21 protein-coding genes are annotated in these 24,349 nt (G+C 65.7%); 14 read left to right on the forward strand and 7 right to left on the reverse strand.

Going from position 1 to position 24,349, the window contains the following annotated elements; all coding sequences use genetic code 11:
• The first annotated feature begins 1 nt into the window (after position 1).
• From TQ38_RS22240 to TQ38_RS22285, 10 genes are all read left to right on the forward strand, one after another.
• Complete coding sequence (locus TQ38_RS22240) at positions 2-1,168, forward strand: hypothetical protein (RefSeq protein WP_043975501.1); 1,167 nt, start codon at positions 2-4, stop codon at positions 1,166-1,168.
• Positions 1,165-2,541 (forward strand): CpaF family protein, encoded by a 1,377-nt coding sequence (locus TQ38_RS22245; protein WP_043975500.1) that lies wholly within the window; start codon positions 1,165-1,167, stop codon positions 2,539-2,541. The genes TQ38_RS22240 and TQ38_RS22245 overlap by 4 nt, the downstream gene beginning before the upstream one ends.
• Complete coding sequence (locus tag TQ38_RS22250; RefSeq protein ID WP_043975499.1) at positions 2,535-3,437, forward strand: type II secretion system F family protein; 903 nt, start codon at positions 2,535-2,537, stop codon at positions 3,435-3,437. Before TQ38_RS22245 ends, TQ38_RS22250 begins: the two co-directional genes overlap by 7 nt.
• Positions 3,437-4,339 carry a type II secretion system F family protein gene (locus TQ38_RS22255; protein WP_043975498.1) on the forward strand — a complete coding sequence of 301 codons (903 nt, stop codon included), beginning with the start codon at positions 3,437-3,439 and terminating at the stop codon, positions 4,337-4,339. Before TQ38_RS22250 ends, TQ38_RS22255 begins: the two co-directional genes overlap by 1 nt.
• Positions 4,336-5,028 (forward strand): tetratricopeptide repeat protein, encoded by a 693-nt coding sequence (locus TQ38_RS22260; RefSeq protein WP_043975497.1) that lies wholly within the window; start codon positions 4,336-4,338, stop codon positions 5,026-5,028. Before TQ38_RS22255 ends, TQ38_RS22260 begins: the two co-directional genes overlap by 4 nt.
• Positions 5,025-6,848, forward strand: coding sequence for a TadG family pilus assembly protein (locus TQ38_RS22265; protein WP_043975496.1), 1,824 nt, complete (start codon positions 5,025-5,027; stop codon positions 6,846-6,848). The genes TQ38_RS22260 and TQ38_RS22265 overlap by 4 nt, the downstream gene beginning before the upstream one ends.
• Before the next feature lie 79 nt (positions 6,849-6,927).
• Entirely contained in the window at positions 6,928-7,113 is a 186-nt protein-coding gene (locus tag TQ38_RS22270; RefSeq protein WP_043975495.1) for a Flp family type IVb pilin, read from the forward strand.
• Positions 7,114-7,158: 45 nt separating this feature from the next.
• Entirely contained in the window at positions 7,159-7,578 is a 420-nt protein-coding gene (locus TQ38_RS22275) for a TadE/TadG family type IV pilus assembly protein (protein WP_240198050.1), read from the forward strand.
• Position 7,579: 1 nt separating this feature from the next.
• The gene (locus TQ38_RS22280) at positions 7,580-8,041 is read left to right on the forward strand and encodes a hypothetical protein (protein WP_043975493.1); all 462 of its coding nucleotides are present in this window, start codon (positions 7,580-7,582) and stop codon (positions 8,039-8,041) included.
• 107 nt (positions 8,042-8,148) lie between these two features.
• A complete protein-coding gene (locus TQ38_RS22285) occupies positions 8,149-9,117 on the forward strand; it encodes a response regulator (RefSeq protein WP_240198051.1) in 969 nt (322 codons plus the stop codon).
• Positions 9,118-9,138: 21 nt separating this feature from the next.
• On the opposite strand, the gene TQ38_RS22290 is transcribed toward TQ38_RS22285, so the two are convergent.
• Together TQ38_RS22290 and TQ38_RS22295 are read right to left on the reverse strand one after the other, a co-directional pair.
• On the reverse strand, positions 9,139-10,920 hold the full coding sequence (locus TQ38_RS22290; protein WP_043975601.1) for a diguanylate cyclase: 1,782 nt from the start codon (positions 10,918-10,920) through the stop codon (positions 9,139-9,141).
• A gap of 242 nt (positions 10,921-11,162) precedes the next feature.
• Positions 11,163-11,960 (reverse strand): SDR family NAD(P)-dependent oxidoreductase, encoded by a 798-nt coding sequence (locus TQ38_RS22295; protein ID WP_043975491.1) that lies wholly within the window; start codon positions 11,958-11,960, stop codon positions 11,163-11,165.
• A 109-nt stretch (positions 11,961-12,069) separates the two neighbouring features.
• On the opposite strand from TQ38_RS22295, the gene TQ38_RS22300 reads away from it, so the two are divergent.
• The gene (locus TQ38_RS22300; protein WP_043975490.1) at positions 12,070-12,987 is read left to right on the forward strand and encodes a LysR substrate-binding domain-containing protein; all 918 of its coding nucleotides are present in this window, start codon (positions 12,070-12,072) and stop codon (positions 12,985-12,987) included.
• Here the strand turns inward: TQ38_RS22300 and TQ38_RS22305 are convergent.
• Genes TQ38_RS22305 through TQ38_RS22315 form a run of 3 tightly spaced genes read right to left on the reverse strand, consistent with a single transcriptional unit; the run spans position 12,977 to position 15,119 of the window.
• Positions 12,977-13,258: a DUF3325 domain-containing protein gene (locus TQ38_RS22305; RefSeq protein WP_052505705.1), complete on the reverse strand. Its 282-nt coding sequence runs from the start codon at positions 13,256-13,258 to the stop codon at positions 12,977-12,979. The genes TQ38_RS22300 and TQ38_RS22305 overlap by 11 nt on opposite strands.
• Positions 13,255-14,817, reverse strand: a complete 1,563-nt coding sequence (locus TQ38_RS22310; protein ID WP_043975489.1) for a PepSY domain-containing protein — start codon at positions 14,815-14,817, stop codon at positions 13,255-13,257. Before TQ38_RS22310 ends, TQ38_RS22305 begins: the two co-directional genes overlap by 4 nt.
• Positions 14,814-15,119: a hypothetical protein gene (locus TQ38_RS22315; RefSeq protein ID WP_043975488.1), complete on the reverse strand. Its 306-nt coding sequence runs from the start codon at positions 15,117-15,119 to the stop codon at positions 14,814-14,816. The genes TQ38_RS22310 and TQ38_RS22315 overlap by 4 nt, the downstream gene beginning before the upstream one ends.
• 994 nt (positions 15,120-16,113) lie before the next feature.
• Here TQ38_RS22315 and TQ38_RS22320 point away from each other — a divergent pair.
• From TQ38_RS22320 to TQ38_RS22330, 3 genes are all read left to right on the forward strand, one after another.
• On the forward strand, positions 16,114-17,505 hold the full coding sequence (locus tag TQ38_RS22320; RefSeq protein WP_043975487.1) for an amidase: 1,392 nt from the start codon (positions 16,114-16,116) through the stop codon (positions 17,503-17,505).
• A 23-nt stretch (positions 17,506-17,528) separates the two neighbouring features.
• Entirely contained in the window at positions 17,529-18,611 is a 1,083-nt protein-coding gene (gene rutA / locus TQ38_RS22325; protein WP_043975486.1) for a pyrimidine utilization protein A, read from the forward strand.
• A 219-nt stretch (positions 18,612-18,830) separates the two neighbouring features.
• Complete coding sequence (locus tag TQ38_RS22330) at positions 18,831-21,098, forward strand: glycoside hydrolase family 3 N-terminal domain-containing protein (RefSeq protein ID WP_043975599.1); 2,268 nt, start codon at positions 18,831-18,833, stop codon at positions 21,096-21,098.
• Between the two features lie 58 nt (positions 21,099-21,156).
• On the opposite strand, the gene TQ38_RS22335 is transcribed toward TQ38_RS22330, so the two are convergent.
• A complete protein-coding gene (locus tag TQ38_RS22335) occupies positions 21,157-22,470 on the reverse strand; it encodes a sigma-54 dependent transcriptional regulator (protein ID WP_043975485.1) in 1,314 nt (437 codons plus the stop codon).
• Positions 22,470-24,179, reverse strand: coding sequence for an ATP-binding protein (locus tag TQ38_RS22340; protein ID WP_240198052.1), 1,710 nt, complete (start codon positions 24,177-24,179; stop codon positions 22,470-22,472). The genes TQ38_RS22335 and TQ38_RS22340 overlap by 1 nt, the downstream gene beginning before the upstream one ends.
• Positions 24,180-24,349 lie beyond the last annotated feature (170 nt).

A 24,349-nucleotide genomic window follows, 5' to 3' on the forward strand; every position in this document is an offset into this window, starting at 1 on the left:
CATGGTTCGCATCCATCTTCTCTCGATCGACCGCGCGCTGGCCCAGCGCATCACCGACGCTATGGGCGCGCATGTCTCGGTCGACATGGCGCAGTCCCTGGATGACGCGACTTTCGACGGCCCCGGCATCGTCGTCATCGACCATGCCTCGATCCCGGCGGAACGCTCGATGGCCTCTGTCATCGGCGAGGTTTCGCAGGCAGCGCCCGGCCGGGCCGTGGTGCTGGCCACCGAGGACATGTACGCGGTGCACGTCCTCCAGGCGATCCGATCGGGCGCAACCGACGTGATGCCGCGCGGAGCCGTCGCCGCCGAAGTGAGCGAGATCCTTTCCCGCGTGCTCAATTCCGCGCTCGCCAGCCAGGGCCGCCTTGGCCGGCTGACACTGGTGCTCGGCACCGACCGCGACGCGACTGCTATCCTCGCCACCGACATGGCGCTGGCGCACAGCCTCGACGGCCCGCCGACACTGCTGATCGACTGCACCCTGCCGTCCAGCACGGCCGAAGCCTATCTCGACCTCAAGGTGGACTACGGCCTCGCCTCCGCCATCACCGATATCGACCGCATGGACGCCAGCCTGCTGGGTGACGCTCTCGCGCGTCACGAACGCAGCGGGCTGACCGTTCTGACGCTCGACGGCGGTACGGGCGCGGAGCCGGTGGGCATCGGCCCGTCCGACATCGTCGGGCTGGTGCAATTGCTGCGGGCCAGCTGCGCGCATGTGGTGCTGTGCGGTGGGTCGCTGCGCAACGGCGGCCTGCTGCGCGAACTCGCTTCGCAGGCGCAGAGCATCGAGGTGGTCTGCAGCCAGTCGATCCGCGAGCTGGACTCCTGCCGCCGCCTGCTCGACCGCGTTGCGCTCGACACTGCCAGCGCGCAGCGCCTGCGGCTGCTGGTGTGGGACCACGACCCGCGTATCCTGCTTGACGGCCGGCGCATGGCAGACGCGCTGGATATCGACACGGTGCTGGGTGTGCCCACGGACCGGGTGCGCATGCGCAACGCCCTTAACGCCGGACGACCGATGATGATCGAGCGCGACGGCGGCCAATATGCGCAGGCCATTCGCCGGGCCTGCGGCATCTCCGCGCCGACGAAGAGCAACACCTTCGGCATCGACAAGATGCGCAAGGCCATCCTGCGGTCGGTGGAGCGCACCGCATGAGCCTTCTGACCAACGAATTCGAGCCCGAGGGTCGCAACCCGGGAGACGCCGACGCCAAGCGCAAGGCGCCTATCGCCCAGCCGTCAGCTCAAAGAATGAGCGACAGCTATCAGGCGGTGAAGGCACAGACCTGCCGGCAGGTGATCGAACAGCTCGAAGCGCAGGGTGCCACTGCCGAGGCGCTCGACAAGCGCACCCTGCGCGCAGAGATCGAACAGGTCATCAACAGCCGCAGCCGGCGCGGCCAGCTTGCGCTCAACAGCGCCGAGCGGCTGCTGCTTATCGAGGATGTCGAGGACGAGGTGGTCGGCCTCGGCCCGCTGGCACCGCTGCTGCGCGATGCCAGCGTCGACGACATCATCGTCAACGGCGCCAATACGATCTACGCCGAACGCGGCGGGGTCCTGCAGCGCGTCGAAACACGTTTTCGCGACGATGCGCACCTGATGAACATCATCCAGCGCATCGTCGGCCCGATCGGCCGCCGTGTGGATGAGGCGACGCCTTATGTCGACGCGCGCCTGCCGGATGGTTCGCGCGTCAACATCGTCATCCCCCCGATCGCGCTCGACGGACCGCTGGTGTCGATCCGCAAGTTCCGCCTCCAGGCCCTGAGCGTCGAGGACTGCGTGAACAGTGGGTCGATGAGCCAGGCGATGGCGGCTTTCCTTACGGCTGCCGTGCGATCGCGCCTGAACATCCTGATCTGCGGCGGCACCGGCGCCGGCAAGTCCACCCTGCTCAACGTCCTGTCGAGCTGCATCAGCAACTCCGAACGCCTTGTCACCATCGAAGACGCGGCGGAACTTCAGTTGCGGCAGGAGCACGTCGTGCGGCTGGAAACGCGCCCGCCCAATGTCGACGGCAGCCGCGAAGTCAGCGCCCGCGATCTTGTCCGCAACGCACTGCGCATGCGCCCCGACCGCATCATCCTGGGCGAGGTTCGCGGCGTCGAGGCAGTGGAAATGCTCCAGGCGATGTCGACCGGCCACGACGGGTCGATGGCCACGCTGCACGCGAATACCCCGCGTGATGCGCTTTCACGTCTGGAAATGCTGCTGGGTTTTGCCGGCGCCCAGAACGACGTGCGCGCGGTGCGCCGCTTCGTCGCCAATTCGATCCATGCCATCGTCAACATCCAGCGCCTGTCGAACGGTTCGCGCCGCATCACCTCGATCGCCGAAGTCACCGGCGTCGAGGGCGAGGCCTATACCCTGAATGAGCTGTTCCATTTCGAGGAGCACCCGCCGCTGTCCGGCGAGGGCCTGTTCCGCACCTTGTCGCCGCGCCCCTATCATGCCGCGCGCCTGCGCGATTACGCCCCGCCCGCGGTGAGCGCCGCCGGTAGCGGGAAGGAGGGCACTGCGTGGTAAAGGGCATCGCCTATCTGCTGCTGGCGTTCCTGCTGCTGGGCGTGATGGCCTATAGCTGGTTCTCCGAACGCGCGCGGGGCCGCGTGACGCTCGACCGGCGGCTGGAGGCGATTGCCACGCCGGGCACTGCGCCGGTGCGCCAGATCATGGCCGTCACCGTGCCGGAACGGATCGCGCCGCTGCTGGCGCAGGCGCAGATCGAACTGACCGTTCCTGCCTTGCAGATGATTATCGGATCGGGACTGGTTCTGGCGCTGCTCCTGCTGTTGCTCGCCGGGCCTGCTGCCGCGTTGGCGGCGCTGGTGGGCCTGCCGATGATGGCGCTTTCCTGGCTCCAGGGCCGGGCCCGCAAGCGGGTCGAGGCGCTGACGGACGCGATGCCTTTATACCTCGACGGTGTTCGCCAGCTTCAGTCGGTGGGTAACTCGCTGTCGCAGGCGCTGGAGCGCGCGCTCGCGGATTCGCCCGATGCGCTCAAGAGCTATTTCGCGCAGACGGCCCGGCGGCTGGCGATGGGCGCTCCCGTGGCGGAGACGATGCAGCAGCTATCCGATCGCCTGCAGATCCCCGAGGTCTCGATGCTCGCCGCCGCGATCCGCACCAATCTGCGCTATGGCGGCTCGATCGCGACGGTGTTCAACAACCTGGCCAATATCCTGCGCGAGCGCATTCGCATCCGCCGTGAACTCTCCGCTGCCACCTCCGAAGCGCGGGTCAGCGCGAAAGTGCTGATCGGCATGCCGCTGCTTTCGATGGGGCTGCTTGTGGCCATGAACCGCAATTACATCCAGTTCTTCATCCACGATCCACGCGGGCACACGATGTCGATGGTGGCGATCGCGCTGGAAGTGCTGGGCATTCTGATCATCCGCCGCATGCTGAGGCTTTCGTTCTGATGCAGGGGTTGTTCGCCTTCCTTTCGTTCGCCGTGGCCCTGGGCGGCCTGCTGCTTGCGGTGGCGGGGGTGCGCTGGTTGCAGGTCGACACGCGGCTGGGCGCGCGGATCGACGGGCAGGCCATGCGCGGGGGCAGCGCTGCGGGACGGAGCCGTTCCGCGCCGCGCCTGCCGCAGGTGTTGATCGCACGCGGACGCGACCGTAACGAAATAGAGCTGAAACTGCGCAGTGCCGGGTATTTCGAACCGAACGCGATAGAGGTCTTCGTCTGGCTGCGGCTGGCTGCCGCTGCGTTCGTGGCGATCGCCTCGCTGCTTACGTGCTGGGCGATTACCGGCAATCCCTTCAAGCCCCTGTTCCCCACTTTCGCGCTGCCCGGCCTCACCTATATCGGCGCGAAGTATGTACTGCACATGCGCGCCAACGCGCGCGAGCAGGTGCTGACGGCCGAGTTCCCCTTCCTCCTCGACCTTATGCTGATGATGCTCGAAAGCGGCGTCTCGCTGGACCAGTGCTTCCGCGGCATTGCCCGCGACGAGCGGGTGGCTGTGCCCAATCACGCACGGTTGGTAGCAATGCTGGTCGACGATCTGGATCGCGGGCAAGACTACCAGATCGCTTTCGACCGCTGGGCCACGCGCGTGGCGGTGCAGGGTTCGCGCGAACTGGCATCGCTGTTCCGCCAGTCGCTGTTCCAGGGCATGGAACTGGTTCCGGCCTTGCGCGAATTCATCCGCGAATTCTCGCAGCGACGGGTCGCCCGTGCGCGTGAGCAGATCGGCAAGATCACCGTGCGCATGGTGGTGCTGATGCTGGTCTTCTTCATGCCGGCGCTGTTCATCGTTCTGGCTGGACCGCCGGTTGCCGCCATCCTCGACACTTTGCGGAGTACCGCACGATGAAGCGCTTTGTCTTGTTTGCAATGGCCATGTCCATGCCCATGGCGGGCGCCGGTCCTGCGATCGCGGCCGACGCATCGGGGCAGGGCGCGCTGGAAGGATCGACGCGCGGGCTATACATCTCGCTCATCCGGCAGGCGCGGACCGATGGGCGCCCCCGCGCCGCGATTGCCTATCTCGACGATTTCGACCGCCAGCATCCCGACGACCGTGAGGCGCAACTGCTGCGCATCAACTGCCTGCTCGATCTGGGCCAGGTGACGGCCGCGCGCACTGCCTTGTCGCGGATTCCATCCAGCGACCGTAGCGGCGCCGCGCAGGCGATGCGCGGTCACGTTTCTGCGGCGGAGGGCAACTGGAAGCAGGCGGCGGTGCAATATGCAGCGGCCTTGCAGGCCAGTCCGGCCGATGCCTTCACCGCCAATGCGCTGGGCTATGCCTGGCTGCGCGCCGGGCAATCTGCCCAAGCGGTGGAGACCCTGCGCGGGGCCTACGATCTGGCGCCCGACGACGCCATTGTGCGCAACAATCTGATGCTGGCCCTGACCGTCACCGGCAGGCTGGCCGAAGCCGATGCCCTGCTTTCGAAAGTTACAGACACCAGGGAAAAGGCACGGCTGCGTCAGCAGGTGGCGGGCGAGGCAGCCCGCCTTGCGGTGGCAGGAGGCGGCACCCTGTCGCTGGGTTCATGATCGACGGGCGCACCCGGAAGCGGTGCCTGCGCCCCTTTCGCGAACTCGCGCGGGACGACAGCGGCGTTGTCGGGCCGATGATCGCCGTGCTGGGTGTTTCGCTGCTGGCGGCGGCGGGCCTCGCGCTTGACGTTGCGCTTTATTACTCAGGCAACCGCGACTTGCGCTCCGCCACCGAGGCGGCCGCGCTCGCCGCCGCGATGGACCCGACGCAGGCTCAGTCGCGCGCGGTCAACTACCTGACGCGCAACGGCTACGACGCTTCCGTGCTGAAGACGGTCGAGGTTGGCTATTACTGTGCCAATATCAACCGCGCCTCAGGCTCGCGCTTCGTCGCGGCAGGTTCGTCGGACGTCGCCAACTGCCCCGGCAGTTCGGTCAACAATGCAGTGCGTCTGACTACCGGCAAGGCCAGCCGGCAGTTCCTTTCAGGTACACTGGGCGGCGCCAGCCCGATCCCCCGACTTGGGGCAACGGCCAGCGCTGCACGGGTCGACGAGGCGGGGATCGCCGTCACCTCAGGCCTGCTGACGGTGACCAATACGCTGGTCAATTCGGTGAACGACCTGCTCGGCGCGCTGATTGGTATCAAGCTGCGGCTGTCCACCGCCGACATCGAGGCGCTGATGGGCGGCAATGTCGACGCCGGCCGTTTCTTCGACGCGCTGGCGAAGCGCGCCGGCCAGAGCGGGACTTACCAGCAGCTTACCCAAGGCACGTACGGCATCCAGGACATCGCCTATGCCGCGGCCGATGCGACTTATGCCGGCAATAATGTCACCGCTGCGGCCACTGCCACTGCCCTGCGCACGTTCGGCGCGGCGGCGGGCAATGGATACCGCGTGCCTCTTGCCGGGCTGTTCGGGCTGGGCGTGTGGAAGAACATGCCGGTCGGCGGGACCGAAGTGCGGCCGGGCCTGCGCGCCGGGCTCAATGCCTATCAACTGATCTCTTATGCCGTGCAGGGCGGCCCCGGCGCGATCGATGCGTCGGACTTTGTCAGCCTGGTCGTGCCCAATAGCACGGTGGCGATCAGGGCGGTCAGTACCGGACTGGCGGACCGTCCGCGCTTCGCTTTCGGCCCTGCCGGAGAAACGACGGTCGGCACTTCCATGCTGCGACTCCAGGTGGATGTGCAGGTGGTGAACCTGAATTTGCTGAATGTCGTGGGCGCAAAAGCGCAAGTGCCGCTGGTCATCGATGTGGATGCGGCGCAGGCGACCATCGCGAAGATCGATTGTGCGGGTAAAACTGAACAGAACAGCCAAACTACAGTCACTTTGGCTGCAAAATCAGGCTTTGTGAATGTTTATCTTGGTAGGCTCGTTAACCCAAATGCAATGACTAAACCCGTACCAATACTCAAGAACTCAGACTTCGAATATACAGACATACTTGGTACAAGCCTTTTGACGATTGGACTGGTATCGGTGCAGGGCAAAGCCATAGTGCAGCCTGTAATTGGTGCGAGCAATAACAACGTTTCATTCGTGCCTGCGCCGAATCAGACTTTCGATCCTGCCAAGCCGATCTCGTTCGGTGGTGGGGTGGTTGTAGGCAACAGGCTGCAGGTTGGCGCGACCTTGCAGGGTTTGACCAGGGATTTGGAACTCAGAACCTGCATTACGCCGCTGATTTGCCTCGGCACTGATACGCAGGCGGTTTCGAATGTCCTGAGCGTGGTGAACACCGTCGGCGGCGTGCTGGGAAGCACTACCGACCCGCTGCTCGACAACATCCTGGCCGCGCTCGGTGTCGAACTAGGTCACGCCACGGTCTGGGTAAGCGGCGCGCGGTGCGGTGTGCCGGTGCTGATCTAAGGTTTTAATGGCGCCATCGGGCTTCCCTCCTGCCTGGTGATGGCCTCTCTCGAAACGGAGGACTTGGGGAGTGAATACTATGATGACTTCGATTCAAAATCTTATGATCCGTCTCCGCAGCGACGAGCGCGGCCTGACGGCAGTGGAATACGCCGTCCTTGGCGGTATCGTTGTTGCCGCGATTGTTGGTATCGGTACTGCATTCGATGCCGATCTTACCGCTGCCTTTGGAAATCTCTTTAAAACCACCCCGGCGGGCGGTTGATCGAAAACAGCGGGAGAACCGGTGATGCGCAAGTCAGCAAGGAATATGTTCCGAATGCTGAAGTGCGAGCAGGGCATCGCAGCGCTGGAGTTCGTCGTTCTGGCTCCGGCGCTGTTAGCCTTAGTGTTTGGTATCATCGTCTATTCGATCTACTTCACTGCCGTGATCGGCGTGCGTCAGGCTGCTGCCGAAGGGGCCCGGGCCGCTGTCGCAGGGCTTTCCAGCACCGAGCGCGTCTCGCTCGCGCAGGCGCGCGCGCTGGAGGTGATAACCAATTACGGCGCCATGCTGGGCGGTGGCCGCCAGCCGATCATCACTGCCGGTGCGGGCACCACTACCGGCACTTTCCGGGTACAGGTGAGCTATGACATGAGCGGCAGCCCGATCATGCGCTACGGCAACTTCATCCCTCTTCCATCAAGCAACGTCCAGGCCAGCGTCGTGGTCACTAACGGAGGCTACTGACATGGATGCCGCGGGATACTTCTACCTCGCCCTGCTGGTCCTGGTGCTGATCCCTGTCGTGATATTGCCGTGGGAAGGGCATACGCCGCCGGACTGGCTCTACATCATGCTGGCGGCCTGCGGGCTGACCGGCGCGATGCTGCTGGGCGGGCTTCCGGCGCTGGCGCTATCCTGTGCTGCGGGGCTGGGGTGCCTTGTCGTCGCTGGCGGCGCGGTTACCTTGTTGCGAGCGCGCACCCGGCTGCGGATACTGACGGGCGGGCAAATAAAGCTGCTATCTGCGGGTTCTACGTGGCTCGGTGTTAATGGGGCCTTGGCAATGGTGGTGGTAGCGTTATTTACATTATTCGTGATCGCTGCATTTCAGCGGGTAGGTGCCGTCAGGCGCCGTCCCGATGCTTCGGCGATCGTGGCTATGGCAATTGTTTCTGTCGCCATGCAACAACATCTGCCTGGTATGTGATATAGGTATTCGCAAACATAAAATGACGGGATTATGCGATGCCTAAGAACTGGCGAACCCGGCTAGGGTCGATTCTTGGACCCAATGCATCGGAAGACGATGAATTTGTGTCGGAATACGCGGTCGAGCGTGCGCCTTCGGCGGAATTACCTAAGGCGATGGAAGCAGGAGCTTTCCAGCCCGTCGAACCGGTACTCATCGTCGATGACGATGCCGACTGGGGCAAGGAATGCGCTTTCAGCCTGCGCCAGATGGGCTACGAGCCCTTCGTGGCGACCAGCGCCGACGAGGCGCTGGCCCTGTTTGTCGACCACGACATCTCCATCGCCATCGTCGACTACAACCTGCCCGGCCTTGACGGCATTACCCTGATCCAGGAAATGGCGCAGCAGGCCGAAGCCGAAGGGCGCCAGTTGCGCTTCGTCATGGCCACCGGCTATGCGACCAAGGACGTCGCGATTGATGCGATGCGGGCCTCGGCGATCGACTTTCTGGAAAAGCCCATCAGCCAGGCTGACCTGCGCCGCGCGCTGCAGCGTATTCGCGGGCTGCCACCCGCACCTGGCGCGCGCAAGGTTCTGATCGACAAGATTTCCAATCTCAGCACCGAACTGCAGCGCCTTGCCCATCTGATGGACGAGCCGGGCCGCCCCTCGGCGGCAGCGGCCCCTGCGGCGCCGGCGGAGGCGCTGCTGCCAGCCGCTTCCTCGCCGCTGCCCGGCGAACCGGTGACGCCCGAGCAATTGACCGTGTTCATCCGCGACCAGCTCCGCCGGGAGACAAAGCGGCGCGCGATCGGCGGCGGAGAATTGTTCGGCGATCCGGCCTGGGCGATGCTGCTGGACCTGCTGCTGGCAAAGATCGAAAAACGCCAGGTTTCAGTATCGAGCGCCTGCATCGCCTCGGGCGCGCCGATGAGCACTGCGCTCAGGCTGGTGCGCCGGCTTGTCGACGAAGAGGTGCTGTGCCGCCTGCCCGACGAACACGACCGGCGACGCCATTTCCTGGCAATCAATCCCAAGTGTGAGCAGCCGCTGGTCGATTACCTTACGGAGCAGGTACGCCAGCGAGGCTGATGACGGCCCGCGGGCGGATTTTCAGGCGTCGATGACTTCGGCGCGGGCGTCGAGCGTCACGCGGTTGCGTCCGCCGCGCTTCGAACGGTAAAGTGCCGAGTCGGCCGCCTTGATAAGCGTCGATCCGTCGCGATCCATCGATTCTTCCCAGGTGGCGATACCGAAGGACATCGTCGTCGAACCCAGCGTGCGGCCGCCTTGCTGCACCAGCAGTTCGCTGATCCCTTGGCGCACATTCTCGACGCGGCTGGCAAGGGTCGCCGCCGAAGTGCCCGGCGCGATGATCGTGAACTCTTCGCCGCCAAAGCGGCAGACCACGTCGCCGTCGCGGAAGCGGCTGCGCATTTCCACTGCTACCGCCTGGAGCACCGCATCGCCGGCATCGTGGCCGAATTCATCGTTGAAGCGCTTGAAGTGGTCAACGTCGCACATGACGAGGCTAAGCGGGCTGCCCGAACGCGAAGAACGTGCGATTTCCAGCGCCAGCGTTTCTTCCATGTAGCGGCGGTTGAACAGGCTGGTCAGCGGATCGCGGATCGTCTGCTCGCGCAGGCCGCGCTGGAGGCGGTGGTTGACCAGCGCAGAGGCGATGTTCTCTGTCAGCACGGTCAGGCGGAAGCGGTTCTCGGTGCCGACCACGCCCTTGAGGTACAGCACGCCGATGACTTCGCCGCCCGCCAGCAGTGGCTCGCAGTGGTAATGGTGCATGTCGTGGCCGACGTGGGCGCATACGATGTCCGAATCGGGTTCGATCACGAAGTGGCTCTGGCCCCGGCGCAGGGCCCAGCACTGGTCAGGCGCAAAGCCGGCGGACGAGACGTCCAACCCGCCCCAGGCGGCGATCGGCACCAGCAGGTTGCGCGAATTGTTGTGCGCGTAGAGGGCGCCGGGGATCTCGGGCAGGACGCGGGGCACGAACACGCGGATGATCGAGGCCAGTTCCTCGTCGGTGCGGGCAGACTGCATCCGGTGGGCCATGCCGCCCAGCAGTTCGATCACTTCGCCGCGTTCGCGCAGGACTTCGGTGTTCTGGCTGAGTTCGAGATTGGCGACCCGCAGGCGCTCCTGGCTGTCGACCTGGTCGGCGACGGCGCCCTGCAATTCGTCCGCCATGGCGTTATAGCCCTTGGCGAGGCGTTCGAATTCGCTGGAGTCCATGTTCGCGACGATCCGAGCGCGCCGGTCGCCGGCGCCAAGCTGGCCCATCACCGTCATCATCTCGTCGACGGGTTTGCGGATACGGCGGATCAGCGCTGCCGCCACGAAGGCGATGGCAATGACGGTGGCGGGAATGCCCAGCATCACCAGCCAGCGGATGTAGTTCAGGCGGCGCTCCACCACGGCCATGCGGGCGGTGGAGAGGGCGCGCTCCTCGTTCAGCAGGTCGCCGACGCGGGCATCGACAAGCTGCATGAGGTAGCGGCCATGACCGGACGCCACCGAAGCCTGCGCGGCAGAGAAGTCGCCGGCGCGGGCCAGCTTCATGATACCGGCGATGATATCGGCGCGCTGAGCGATGATCTTGCGGATCTGCTTTGCGCGGCTGTTCTGCGCGGGGTTGTCGCCGGTCAGGTCTACGAGATTGGCGGCAGCCCGGCGCGTAGCCGCGATTTCGGCGTCCACTGCTTCGGCGAATTCCGGATTATGCGTAAGCGTGAATCCGCGCTGGCCCGATTCCGCCTGTTGCAGGTGGTTGAGCGAGCGGTTCGCGGTCTTGAGGACCTCAGATGAATGCGTAACCCAATCCAGGCTGCTGCGCATCTGCGACGCGCCTTCAAGCAATAGCCCGGCAAGCAGGGCCATCAGAAGACACAGGATGCTGCACAGCACCAGGATTCGGTTGGACAACGACCCGACCAAGGGAATCTCCGTAGAGCGGCAATGGCCCGCCCTCGGATAAATACCCATGCCTTGCAATCGAAATCAGCGGTTGTCCGGGTGATTTCGTCGCCTTGGCCGCGCCGTGAAGCATGACGGACACAGGTTCCGTCATGCTTCTGCGGGCAGTCGACTCGCGATCGCGCCGATCATGCGCATCACGCCGATTATGCGATGGTCGGAATGATCCCGCCTTCGACGCGAACCGACGCGCCGTTAGTGACTGCGCCGAGCGGGCTGGCAAGAAGGGCCACCTGCGCGGCGATCTCGTCGGCTTCGATGAGGCGGCGGATCAGCGAAAGCGGGCGCAGCTTGGTGAAGAACTCCGTCTCGCGTTCGGCTTCGGATGCGTCCTTGTTATCGACTACAGAACGGATGAATTCCACGATCCCTTCCGAGCGCGTCGGGCCGGGCAGGACCGAGTTGACCGTCACCCCGGTCCCGCGCGTCTGCTCGGCAAGGCCGCGCGCGATGGCCAGCTGTGCGGTTTTGGTCATGCCGTAGTGGATCATCTCGCCGGGGATCACGAGCCCGCTTTCGCTGGCGATGAAGATCACGCGGCCCCAGTCCTTCGCGAGCATCCGTGGGAAGTAGTGACGGGCCAGACGGGCGCCGCTGACGACGTTGACTTCGAAGAAGCGGTGCCAGTCCTCGTCGGAAATCTCGGCAAAGGGCTTGGCCTCGTAGATGCCCAGGTTGTTGACGAGGATGTCGACGTCGGGGACCGCTGCGATCAGCGCGGCGGCGCCTTCGGCCGTGGCTGGATCGGCGAGGACGGCGCGTACCTTGCCGCCGAGCGCGGCCTTGGCGGCGACTTTCGCGGCGGCTTCATCGAGCTTGTGTTGGTTACGGCCGGAGATGACGACGTCGACGCCTTCGCCAACCAGGCGCTCGGCGATGGCGAGGCCGATGCCGGCGGTCGATCCGGTGACGAGAGCGGTCTTGCCGATGAGCTTCAGGTCCATGGATTAAAGTCCTTCATGATGTTGGTCGCAGATGTAGGACGCGGCGGTATTGATGAACAGCCTGCCAGACGGCATCTTAGAAGTGATTCAAAATCACGGATGCGTAGACATGGACAACCGCTTTGGCGAAATGCAGATCTTCCTCGCCGTGGCGCAAAGCGGCAGCTTTGCCGGGGCGGCCCGGGCGCTGCGGCTTACCCCTTCGGCGGTGAGCCGTGCCATCGCGCGGCTGGAGGCGCGGCTGGGGGCGCAACTGGTGTCGCGCACCACGCGGGCACTGGCGCTGACGGCGGAAGGCGAACTCTACCGTGAGCGGGTGGCCGGCCTGGTGGCGGAGATCGACGAGGTGGAGCGCGGCTTCGCGCGCGCCGATGAAGCGCCTCGGGGGCCTTTGCGGATCAACGCTTCAGTACCGTTCGGAACCCAGTGCCTGTTGCCGATCCTCCCGCGATTCCAGGCGCTGCATCCCGGCGTGACGCTGGATCTGGCGCTGTCGGACACGCTGGTCGATCTGGTGGAGGAGCGGGCGGATATCGCCATCCGCGTCGGCCCGCTGCGCGATACCGGGCTGAAAGCGAAGAAACTGGGGCGCAGCGCGATGGCGGTGGTGGCCAGCCCGGCCTATCTGCAGGAACGGGGTGAGCCGGTCCATCCGCGCCAACTTGCGCAGCATGCATGTCTGCGCTTCAGCTTCCGCCGCTCAGTCGACACATGGCCGTTCCTTGTGGACGGAATGCTGGTTCATCGCCCGATAGACGGCGTGTTCATGGGCAATTCGGGCGAAGTGGTGCGGATGATGGCTGCGGCCGGGGGCGGTATCGCGCGGCTGGGGTGGTTCCACGTCGCCGCCGATCTTGCCTCGGGCCGGTTGGTCGAGATCTTGCGGGACTGCAATCCGGGAGATCATGAGGATATCCACGCGCTTTATGCGGGGCACCAGCGGCTGGCGTCGCGGATCAGGGCGTTCCTGGATTTCCTCGACGCCTACCTGCGATTGCCGGGTGCGCCGCCGAAGATCAGCGGGTAGAGCGGCCTGATCGCCAGTTGATGACGGCGATGGCCAGCCATGCACCCATGCTGATCTCGCCGATCCAGACGATGGTGCCCAGCGCCGGGCCAAGCAGCCAGCCTTCCAGCGCCCAGCACAGCGCGATGAGCAGCCAGCCGGCGATCCGGGCAAGCCTGGCCCTCGCCTCGGGGACCGAGCGGCCGACAAGGTCGCGTTGATGCCGCTTCATCGATACTGCGAGCATCAGGAAAGCGGCGCAGGCCAGCGCTATGGCGAGGACGTGGATCACTGGCTCACCGCTTTGCGCGCGGTTCGGCGGGGCGGGGCGGCTGCCTTCTTCGCGCGGTGCTGCGCCACTTTGCCGGCGGCGTGCAGGAAGCTGGCGGCCAGCGCGATCATCACCGCATCGAACGCCACGAACAGCCAGTCGCCGTTCATGATGCTGGCCGCGAACCCTCGCGAGGTGGTCAGCGCATTGACGACCGGCACTGCCGCAAAGCAGGCACCGGCGAGGGCCAGCGTTTCGGTCCATGCCCGTCCGGCGGGGCGCACCATGCCCCACAGGCCCACGGCGAGCCAGGCCAGAAACAGGCTGTCGATTTCGCGGTCGGCCCGCTGAGCAAGGTCTTCCGGGAGCAGGCGATTGGCGAGGAAATAGACAGCAAGGCCGGTGGCCAGGCCGGGGATCGCGGCAATGTTCAGCCGTTCGACAAGGCGGAAGCCGAAGTGCGGGCGCGCCGGATCGGGCAGGCGGGCACGGCGTTTGACGGTCCACAGCACCAGTCCGCTGCCAACCATGATGGTGCCGCCGATGCCGCTCAGGAAGTACAGCCAGCGCAGGCCCCACTGGGCGAAGCGGCCGGTGTGCAGGCCGATCATCACGCTTTCGGTCGCCAGTGCGGCGCCGCTTGCGGTGTGACCGCCCAGCGCCTTGCCGGTGGCGCCTGCGAAGGCGGCGGTCTCTCCGCGTGCGGCGATGGCCGCTCCGGGTGAGCGGGTGAGCAGGACGCGGGCGGTCGCATCGCCGGGGTTCGTCACACTGATATAGCCCACCTGCTTGCCGCCCCATCCGGCAGAGGCCGCGCGCATCAGCGGCGCAAGGTCGACGAGCGGCTGGGCCCTGCCGCTGCGTTCGGCTGCCGGCTCGCGGCCGAAAACCTGCTCCTGAAACACCGCCGGCGAGGCATAGTTCGCGGCGATACCCCAGGGCATGTACATCGAGGCCAGCGTGACCAATCCGGTGAAGGTGATCATCAGATGGAAGGGCAGGGCGATCATGGCGGTCACGTTATGCGCGTCCAGCCAGCTTCTCTGCCCCTTGCCGAAGCGCAGCATGAAAAAATCGGCGAAGATCTTCTTGTGGGTGACGATGCCGGAGAGGATCGCCGTCAGCATGAACATAGCCGCGATGCCCACGAGGTAGCGCGCCCAGAGCACGGGCATGTAATGCAGGTCGAAATGGAAGCGGTAGAGGAAGAACCCGCCGCTGGTTTCGCGCACGGTGATCGCGCGGCCGGACTGGTCGAGCACGGCGGAGGTCTCGCCGCGTTTGCCGCGCGTCCCGTCGCCGGGCTGCCAGTAGACCTGGGTGGTGGCGCTGCGGCCGTTTGGCAGGGTGATGTACCAGCTGACCGCATCGGGCGCGACCTGGTTGAGGTAGCGCACCGCGCCTTGTGCGGAGGTTTCGGGGTCGGCGCTGCCGGTCACTTCCGGCTGCATCCAGCGGGTGATTTCGTCCTGGAAATAGGCCGCGGTGCCGGTGGCGAACATCGCAAAAAGCAGCCAGCCAAGCAGCAGCCCGCTCCAGGTGTGGAACAGCGCCATGGATTGACGCAGGCTGTCCTTCACAGTCGTCCTCCCGAGGCCAGCGAAAGCCAAAGGCCAGCGCTCAACACCGCGCCCGACCCGATCATCCAGAGCCACAGCTTAAGGGCCGATCGCACCCCGAAGGCCATCAGTGCCAGCACCGAGAACATGACGAAGGAGGCCAGCATCGCCGCCACGCTGGCATTGGCCGGATCGACGCCCAGCCCGCGCCACAGCAGGCGGGCAAGGGCCGCCGTGGCCACGGAGGTCAGCAGATAGTTGGCAGGGATCGCTGCGAGCAGCCGCGCCGCCACATTTGCGCGGCTGACCGTGCTTCGTCCCATACCGTGCGCTTTTCCCGCCATGGCCGCTATGCGAACCCGCGCCGGCGGCGCGATGTCGGCGCGAGCGCGCGGAATTGGGGGCGGGACAGCAGGCTCAACGGGATCTCGTTTCTGACGGGCATCGCACGCTATTGCGAGGCACTCTCAAGGATTTCCGCTAAGGCGCGCGTCTGCGGTTGTCAATGACGCCCGTGATTGCGGCCGGGGTGGGCACGCCGTCGCGATGCCCTGCCTGTTGGAAGCAAAGGCTTTTCGGTTGCGTACAAGGCGAGCCTAATTTTGCTCATTTGCGATGAAATGGTCGGTTTCCTCGGCCATCGAATGATAACGATTACAGATACGTCGTTGCGGCGTATCGTTGTTATTTGGCCGTTGGAGGAATGCGGATATTCTCCCTATTCCAAAGGGTTTCGGGAAATTCAGTTTGCCGCGAACGGAGTGCCGGACGTGGTGCTTGCGGATGGCGCTACTATGGGCTCTGATCGATGTCGGGCTAATCGGGGCTTGCGCAAACGAGGTTGGTGAGCGAGGCTGTTCTACCAGAAGACCGGAATTTCCGGCTCCCAGCCCTATGGCGCACAGTCGGCCATAGCGGACGCTGGTTGCGGCTGACTCGCGATGAAATGAAAACGTTATTCATTTCAAGCGTAGAAAAAATCATTTGAAATTAACGGGATGAGATTTTTCTGCATAGTGGTTCGCTATGCCCAGCTTGCAATCGCTTGCGAATCGGTCATTGTAATGAAAACGACACTCATTCAGGGCGGATCATAGGGTTCACAATGGTTTCGAAGCGTCTTTTCCTCATTGCTGGCCGCTGCTGTCTCCAGGCTGATTCTGCCGGTGCGGACGCTGCGCTGCAGCTGCCCGGCGCGCTTTGAGCATGGGCGGCGTGGCATCGTTCTCCTCCCGGACGCCGCGCCGCCTTCACTCCCGCCCTTCGCGAGCGCAAGCGCGAGGGGCGGGAGCATCCCTTTCAAAAGGTGAGACCGCCATGCTCGACGCAGACCAGCCCACCGACCTGTTCGACCTTGCCGAAGCCATCGCCGCAGGCGAAGTCAGCGCCGAGGCGGCCGTCATGGCTGCCATCGCCAGGGCTCGGACGTGGGCGCATCTGGGCGCCTTCGTCGCGATCGAGGCTGAAGCGGCGCTGGAGCAGGCGCGTGACTGCGACCGTGACCGCGCGCGGGGCCGGCTTCGCGGCCCGCTTCACGGGGTGCCGCTGGCGCACAAGGACATGTTCTTCCGCGCCGGAATGCCGACCGAGGCGGGCTCGCTGATCTGGCGCGGTTATCTGCCCCGCGAAACCTCGCCGCTCGTTTCGCGGCTGGAGGCGGCGGGCGCGATCACTATCGGGCGGCTGCACATGGCCGAATTCGCGATGGGCCCCACCGGGCACAACGCGCACCTGGGGCGCTGCGCCAATCCTTGGAATGCCGAGGCTATTTCGGGCGGATCGTCGTCTGGTTCGGGCGCTGCGGTCGGCGCGCGGATCGTCACCGGGGCGCTGGGCTCGGACACGGGCGGTTCGGTACGCCTGCCGGCTGCGTTCTGCGGCGTGGCGGGGCTCAAGCCGACCAACGGACTGCTGCCGGGCACCGCGATGATGCCGCTGTCGCAGACGCTCGACACCGCCGGGCCGCTATCCACGTCTAGCCGTTCGCTCGCACGTCTCATGACGGTCCTCACGGCGTCAGGCTACGATTACGAGGCTGGTCTCAGCGCCGGCTGCGCCGGGCTGACCATCGGCGTGCCCACCCGCTATTTCACCGAAGACCTGCATCCCGAAGTCGCCGCGGCCTTCGCCGCCGCGCGCGCGGTGTTCGAGGGACTGGGCGCGAAAGTGGTCGATGTCGCCATCCCCGACCATTCGGGCTACCCGGAAATCGCGGCGCAGATCTGGGCGCCCGAAGCTGCTGCCTTCCACGCCCGCCACCTTGCCGAACGTCCCCGGGACTTCGGCGAACAGGTGCGCAACCGCTTGACGGCGGGAGCCGCCATTGCGCCGCAGGACTATCTGGCGGCGCTGGGCCGGCGCAAATCCGCGCAGTCGGACATGCTGTCCGGGCCCTTCGCCCAGGTCGACCTTCTGCTGACCCCCGCCGCGCGGATGCCGGTGCCGCTAGCCGATGAAGTCGGTGCCACCGGCGGCGCGGCGATGCAGGCGATGGTCGGCGAACTGTCCGCGCTGACCCGCACGATCTCGATGCTGGGCTTTCCCGCGCTGGTCACGCCGATGGGCTTCGACACGCGCGGCCTGCCGCTGGCGTTGCAGCTGATCGGGCCTCCGAACGCCGAGCAATATCTGCTGTGCGGAGGTTTCGCCTACGAGCAGGCGACGGACTGGCTCGGCTGTGTACCCCCCGCGTTTCCTTCTCTCCCTTAACCTCTCTTCCCAGGAGTAAGCCCATGGATATCGGTCTGTTCATTCCCATCGGCAACAACGGTTGGCTGATCTCGGCCAATGCGCCGCAGTACAAGCCCAGCTTTGAAATGAACAAGAAGCTCGTCCAGACCGCCGAAGGCTATGGCTTCGATTTTGCGCTTTCGATGATCAAGCTGCGCGGGTTCGGCGGCAAGACGGAATTCTGGGACTACAACCTGGAAAGCTTTACGCTGATGAGCGCGCTGGCGGCCGTCACCAGCAAGATCAAGCTGTTCGCTTCCACCGCGATCCTGACGCTGCCGCCGGCGATGGTCGCGCGCATGGCCGTCACCATCGATTCGGTCGCACCGGGCCGCTTCGGCATCAACATCGTTACCGGCTGGGCCAAGGGCGAGTACGAGCAGATGGGCATGTGGCCGGGCGACGCCTATTTCGGCCACCGCTACGATTACGCCAGCGAATACGTGCAGGTCATGAAGGACCTGTGGACCGATGGTAAGTCCGACTTCAAGGGCGAGCACTTCCAGATGGAGGACTGCCAGCTTCTGCCCAAGCCCAGCACCGGCAAGATCGAGATCGTCGGCGCCGGCCAGTCGGCGCGCGGCATGGAGTTCGTATCCAACTACGGCGACTACAACTTCGTCACCGCCGGCGGGATCAACAAGCCGACCAAGCACGCTCCCACGGTGGAGGCACTGGTCGAAGCAGCCGCCAAGACCGGCCGCGACGTGGGCGCCTACATCCTGTGCATGGTCATCGCCGACGAGAGCGACGACGCCGCGATGGCCAAGTGGCAGAGCTACCGTGAAGGCGCCGACGTCGACGCGCTGGCATGGATGAGCGACCAGGGCGCTGCCGACAAGAACGCCGGTGCTGATTCGACCGCCCGCCACATCAATCTGCCGGAAGGCGCGGTGAACCTGGGTATCGGCACCTTCGTCGGCTCCTACGAGACTGTCGCCAGGCTGCTCGACGAAGCCGCTTCCGTCCCCGGCACCAAGGGCATCATGCTGACCTTCGACGACTTCGAGCAAGGCCTCGTCGATTTCGGCGAGAAGATCCAGCCGCTGATGGCCTGCCGCGCGGAACGCCTCGTGGCGGCCTGACGCCATCGCCTACCCTGACGGTCCAGTCTCTCCCTTTTTCGGGACCGTCATGACGAACTGGCCGTCGGCATGCCGCTTTTGCAGACATGTCGGCGGCCTTCTTTTTTGACGAGGCGCCCCGAAAGCGGGCTGCCCCGTTTGCCGCAATGCAACAAAATCGGGCGCAATCGCTTAGAAGCGGATGGGTGCACAACCTTCCAGAGTGATTTTTTCGCCTTCATGAACATAGACCGCCGTAGTGTCCTGTCCGGCATCATTACCAGCTCGCTTGCTCTCGGGGTATCTCGCGGGGCGCTGGCTGCGGGCGATGTCGAGCGCGTGGACGACCTCATCAAGCGCATGACGGTCGAGGAAAAGGCGGGGCAGATGACCTGCCTTGCCGATGCCTTCCGCCCGTTCAACCCGCCCAACCCAGATGCCGGCATCCAGGATGTGAAGCGGTTGGCGCAGGAAATCCGCAAGGGCCGCGTGGGTTGCCTGTTCAACGGCATTGGCGTGGCGGGCGCGCGCAAGGCACAGGAAATGGCGGTGAACGACAGCCGTCTGGGTGTTCCGCTGATCTTCGCCGGCGACGTGATCCACGGGCTGAAAACGATCTTCCCGGTGCCGCTGGGCGAAGCGTCCTGTTTCGATCCGACGCTGGTCCAGCGCACCGCGCGGGCCATGGCGGTCGAGGCGACGGCGGCGGGCCTGCACCTGACGTTCGCGCCGATGGCCGATGTGGCGCGCGACCAGCGCTGGGGCCGCGTGGTCGAAGGCGCGGGCGAGGACGTGACCCTCACCGCGCTTCTGACCGCCGCGCGGGTCCGGGGGTTTCAGGGCCGCGATCTGCGGCGTGACGATTCGCTGCTGGCCTGTCCCAAGCACTTTGCCGCCTACGGCGCGGTCGCGGCCGGGCTGGAATACGGCAACGTCGATATCAGCGACGAGACTTTGCGCGAAACCCACCTGCCGCCCTTCGGTTCGGCCTTTGCGGCAGGCGCGCTGACCACGATGGCGGCGTTCAACGAGATCAACGGCGTGCCCGCCACCGCCGATCGCGAACTGATGACCGACATCCTTCGCGGCGAGATGGGCTTTCGCGGCTTCGTGTTCTCGGACTACACCGCCGACGAGGAGCTGGTGGCGCACGGCTTTGCCGAAGACGACCGCGATGCCGCGCGCCTGGCGGTGCTGGCCGGCGTCGACATGTCGATGCAGAGCGGGCTCTACATCCGTTATCTGCCTGAACTGGTGAAAAGTGGCGCGGTGCCGATGGGCACCATCGACGTTGCAGTGCGGCGCATCCTCTACGTCAAGGCCGCCATGGGCCTGTTCGAAAACCCGTGGCGTTCGCTGGACGAAAAGGCGGAAAGCAGCCGAATCGGCGCGCCTGCCCATATCGCCCTCGCGCGGGAGGCGGGTACGCGTTCGGCAGTGCTGCTCAAGAACGACGGGGTGCTGCCGCTGGACCCGGACAAGCAGCAGAAGATCGCCCTGATCGGCCCTTTCGGAGAGGACAAGGACAACCTCTACGGTCCCTGGGCCTTCTACGGCGATCCCGCCAAGGGTGTCGATATCGCCAGCGGCCTGCGCGCCGCGCTGCCCGATCCCGCCAAACTGACGGTGGTGACGGGCTGCGGCATCCATGGGCCCGTGGACGGCGGCATCGACGCGGCGGTGAAGGCGGCCAAGGCGGCCGATGTCGTCCTGCTGGCGCTTGGCGAATCGCAGGATATGTCGGGCGAGGCGCAGTCGCGCACCGTGATCGAGATTCCCGCCGCCCAGCAGGCGCTGGCCGATGCTATCGCCGCGACCGGCAAGCCCACCGTCGTCCTGCTGCGCCACGGCCGCGCGCTGGCGCTGCATGAAGGCGTCGCCAATGCCAATGCGGTGCTGGCGACGTGGTTCCTCGGTTCGGAAGCGGGTAATGCCATCGCCGATCTCGTCACCGGCAAGGCTGATCCTTCGGGCAAGCTACCTGTCAGTTTTCCGTGGGAATCGGGCCAGGAGCCGTTCTACTACGACCGCAAATCCACCGGCCGCCCGGTGCTGGACAAGGGCAGTACCGAGTACAAGGCGCGCTATTCCACCACCGACAACAGCGCGCGCTATCCTTTCGGACACGGCCTCAGCTACACCGAGTTCGCGCTGGACCGGCTGCACATCGCTGATCCGGCCCTGCGCTGGGACGGCACCATCGAGATCACGGCCCGCCTCACCAACAAGGGCAAGCGCAAGGGCAGCGAAGTGGTGCAGCTTTACATCCGCGACCGTGTGGCCAGCCGTACCCGGCCGATCCGGGAACTCAAGCGGATGGAACGGGTAACGCTCGATCCGGGTGGCAGCCGGACGGTGAAATTCACCCTGTCGCGCACGGATCTGGAATTCGTCGGTTCGGATAACAAGCGTCTCGCCGAGCCGGGGCTGTTCGATATCTGGGTGGGCCAGTCTTCGGAAGGCGGGCTGCATTCCCAGATCACGCTCTACGCGGCGGTGGCAGCGTAGCTGCCTTGTTCTCCCCGATGCGCCGATGATACGGGGATGATGCGCAGATGACTGGGCCTTAACCCTCCCTTGCGGCGCCCTTGCGCAGGGCGGTCAGGTCGATCCCCAGCTTGTTGACCTTGTAGTAGAAGGTCTTGCGCGGGATACCCAGACGCTGGATGGCCGCGCCGATCTCGCCGCCCGCAGCCACCACCGCCGCCATGATCGTCTCGCGCTCGAAGGCGTCCAGCCGCTGCGGCAGGGTGTCACCGGCGGCTTCGGCCAGCGGCAGCGGCGCGGCCTCGATCAGCCCCAGCACGAAGCGTTCGGCATAATGCGCCAGTTCGCGCACGTTGCCCGGCCAGTCGTGCCCGGCAAGGTGGTCGCGCACGGCGCCGGTCATCTCGGGCAGGGGGCGCCGCAGACGCGCGGCCGCCGCCCCGGCCAAGTGGGCGAACAGGGCGGGCACATCCTCGCGCCGCTCACGCAGGGGAGGCATTCGCAGGCGCAGCGCCGCCAGCCGGTAGAACAGCGCCGGCGCGATCCGGGCGGACAGGTCGCCTTCTTCCGCTCCGCCAGTGGCGATCACGCGCAGGTCCAGCGGCAGCGGCTCGCGCGCGCCGGGACTGCGCAGGGCGCGTTCCTCCACCAGCGGCACCAGCCGCGACTGCAGGCGCCGCGCGGCCTGGTCGATGTCGTCCAGGAACAAGGTACCGCGATTGGCGGCGGCGATGCTGGCCTCGCCGCTGGGGGCGAAGAGTTCATCCTCCAGCGGATCGGGCAGCGCAGCGCAGGCGACCGCCAGAAAACGGTGCCGCGCGCGCTTGCCGGCGCGGTGGATCAGGCGGGCGAGCAGTTCCTTGCCGGTGCCGGTCTCGCCCTCGATGAACAGGTCGATATCGGCATTGGCAAGGGTGGGTATCATCTCACGCAGGCGCCGGATCGCGGGCGACTGGCCGACCAGCCCGGACGATTCCTCTCCTTGGGCCTCGGCCCGCAGCCGCCGGTTGTCGAGGGCAAGGGCGCGGGCGGTCGCCGCGCGGTCGGCGGCGGCGATCAGCGCCTGCGGGTCGAACGGCTTGGTAAGAAAGTCCCAGGCCCCGGCCTTCAGCGCATCGACCGCCATGGTCACGTCGCCGTGCCCGGTCACCAGGATCACCGGGAGTTCGCTGTCCCGTTCGTGCAGAGCGCGCTGCAACTCGATGCCAGACATGTAAGGCATGCGCACGTCGGTCACCACTAGGCCCGGCCAGTCGGCATCGATGGCCGCTAGCGCGGGCGCGGCGGCGGGAAATGCCTCCACCGCGAACCCGGCAAGGGTCAGCACCTGGGCGGTGGATACGCGAAGGTCCTCGTCGTCCTCCACCAGAGCGACGCGGCGGGAACTGTCCATCACGGCGCGCGCTTCAGCGTAATGGCGAAGCAGGCGCCGGTTTCGGAGGGCACAAGGTGCAGGTTGCCGCCGAAGTCCTCCATGATGTCCTTGGCAATCACCAGGCCAAGACCAAGGCCGGTCTGGCGGCTGGTGGCGAAGGGGGTGAACAGGCGGCCCGCCACTTCGGGCGCGATGCCGGGGCCGTTATCGGTGACGAGCATGCGCACGCTGCCGTCATGATAGGCCCATGTCAGGGCAAGGCGCGGTTCGGGGCACGCGTCCAACGCTTCCAGCGCGTTTTGCAGGACGTTGACCAGCACCTGCTCCAGCCGCACCCGTCCGCCGAAAACCACGACCTCGGAACCGATCTGCGGCCGTGTGAAATCGACGCGCGAGAGGCGCTCCTTGAGCAGCAGGCAAGCGCCTTCCACCACTTCCTCCAGCGGGATCGGCCCGCCCGCCCGGCTGCCCTTGCGCGCGAAACCGCGCAGTTCCGCAGTTACGGTGCCGATACGCTCGGCCATGCGGTCTATCGCCTGAAGGTTGGCGCGCACTTCACTGTCCGCCCCCATGTCCAGAAGCTGGCGCGAGGTTGCGGCATAGTTGCGGATCGCCGCCACTGGCTGCGCGGTTTCATGCGCGACGCTGGCAGTAACCTGTCCCAGCGTGGCGAGCCGGTTGGCCTGCCGCAGCCCTTCGCGCAGCTGCGCGGCATGTTCCTCGGCGGCGGCGCGCTCCTCGATTTCGCGGCGCAGGTCCACCGTCCGCTCGGCGACGGCGGCTTCAAGCTGCGCGGTGCGCTCGGAGCGGCGGCGCCCCCGCTCGCGCAGGACCAGGGCAAGGGCCAGTAGTGCAAGGGTAGCCAGGGCAGCGCCGATCTGGGCTGCGCGCACGGTGGTATCGATCGCGCGCAGGGGCAGGGCCAGGTTCACCCGCCAGCCGGCCGGACTGGGCGGCGTGGCGGCGAGCAGGAAGTCTCCCCTTTCGCCGGGGATCGCGATGCGTCCGTTTCCGCGCACGGTGAAGGGGGGCGGGCCGAGATTGCCGACGCCGATCGTCTCGCGCTCGATGCGGCTGCGCTGCGGGGCAAGGCTGCGCGTTGCCGCATAGCGCCAGTCGCGGCGGCTGGTGACGAGGATCACCCCGTCGCGGTCGGTCACGAACGTCAGCCCGCCGCCCTCGCGCCACTGCTCCTCGACCCGGTCGAACGCCATCTTCATGACTACCACGCTGCCCCCGGCGGCGCGGCGCGCGAAGAACAGGCCGGGCTGGTGGCTCACTGTGCCCAGCGCGAACTGTTCGCCGGTGCCGGTGCGCATGGCGGCGCGGAAATAGGGTCGGAAACTATAGTCCTTGCCCAGGAAACTGCGTGGATCGCGCCAGTTGCTGGCTGCCAGCGTCAGTCCGTCGCTGCGGATGACGTAGATGATCGGCGATCCGAAATCGCGTGAAAGCCGCTCCAGTTTGGCGTTCATCACGCTGGCCGCACCGGGTTTGCCGGAGACGAGCGCCACGAGGTCCTCATCGTCGCCCAGCGCCAGGGGGAGCAGGCGGAACCGTGCCACTTCGCTGGCGAGCAGGGCCTGGCGCAGTCGTGCGTCGGTGGCTGCGGCCTGCGCAAATCGCGCCGTGGCCGCACTGCGCACAGCCAGCCCGGCGGCGAAGGCCACAACGGCGGCGCAGACCAGCGCTGCGGCCAGCAGGCCGAGGTTTCTCGTTCGGATCACCCGAGTCCGATACGCTACCACCTTGCGATGTGCAAATTTCTGCACATTTCGGATTTGGCATGTGCAGGAAGCTGGACAGGATATCGTCTGAGTTATCGGTAAAATATTGAAAAACAAAGATTCATCAATTTTCGCAATTCCCTTTGCGCGCAGCGCATCGAAGCGCAGAA

This window comes from Novosphingobium sp. P6W (assembly GCF_000876675.2).
Classification (GTDB): Bacteria; Pseudomonadota; Alphaproteobacteria; order Sphingomonadales; family Sphingomonadaceae; genus Novosphingobium.

Excerpts from the sequence above, each read along its gene's own strand:
- TQ38_RS22240 (WP_043975501.1), top strand. The coding sequence starts at position 2 with ATGGTTCGCATCCATCTTCTCTCGATCGACCGCGCGCTGGCCCAGCGC.
- TQ38_RS22245 (WP_043975500.1), top strand. The coding sequence starts at position 1,165 with ATGAGCCTTCTGACCAACGAATTCGAGCCCGAGGGTCGCAACCCGGGA.
- TQ38_RS22255 (WP_043975498.1), top strand. The coding sequence starts at position 3,437 with ATGCAGGGGTTGTTCGCCTTCCTTTCGTTCGCCGTGGCCCTGGGCGGC.
- TQ38_RS22260 (WP_043975497.1), top strand. The coding sequence starts at position 4,336 with ATGAAGCGCTTTGTCTTGTTTGCAATGGCCATGTCCATGCCCATGGCG.
- TQ38_RS22265 (WP_043975496.1), top strand. The coding sequence starts at position 5,025 with ATGATCGACGGGCGCACCCGGAAGCGGTGCCTGCGCCCCTTTCGCGAA.
- TQ38_RS22270 (WP_043975495.1), top strand. The coding sequence starts at position 6,928 with ATGATGACTTCGATTCAAAATCTTATGATCCGTCTCCGCAGCGACGAG.
- TQ38_RS22275 (WP_240198050.1), top strand. The coding sequence starts at position 7,159 with ATGTTCCGAATGCTGAAGTGCGAGCAGGGCATCGCAGCGCTGGAGTTC.
- TQ38_RS22280 (WP_043975493.1), top strand. The coding sequence starts at position 7,580 with ATGGATGCCGCGGGATACTTCTACCTCGCCCTGCTGGTCCTGGTGCTG.
- TQ38_RS22290 (WP_043975601.1), bottom strand. The coding sequence starts at position 10,920 with ATGGCCCTGCTTGCCGGGCTATTGCTTGAAGGCGCGTCGCAGATGCGC.
- TQ38_RS22295 (WP_043975491.1), bottom strand. The coding sequence starts at position 11,960 with ATGGACCTGAAGCTCATCGGCAAGACCGCTCTCGTCACCGGATCGACC.
- TQ38_RS22300 (WP_043975490.1), top strand. The coding sequence starts at position 12,070 with ATGGACAACCGCTTTGGCGAAATGCAGATCTTCCTCGCCGTGGCGCAA.
- TQ38_RS22315 (WP_043975488.1), bottom strand. The coding sequence starts at position 15,119 with ATGGGACGAAGCACGGTCAGCCGCGCAAATGTGGCGGCGCGGCTGCTC.
- TQ38_RS22320 (WP_043975487.1), top strand. The coding sequence starts at position 16,114 with ATGCTCGACGCAGACCAGCCCACCGACCTGTTCGACCTTGCCGAAGCC.
- rutA (WP_043975486.1), top strand. The coding sequence starts at position 17,529 with ATGGATATCGGTCTGTTCATTCCCATCGGCAACAACGGTTGGCTGATC.
- TQ38_RS22330 (WP_043975599.1), top strand. The coding sequence starts at position 18,831 with ATGAACATAGACCGCCGTAGTGTCCTGTCCGGCATCATTACCAGCTCG.
- TQ38_RS22335 (WP_043975485.1), bottom strand. The coding sequence starts at position 22,470 with ATGGACAGTTCCCGCCGCGTCGCTCTGGTGGAGGACGACGAGGACCTT.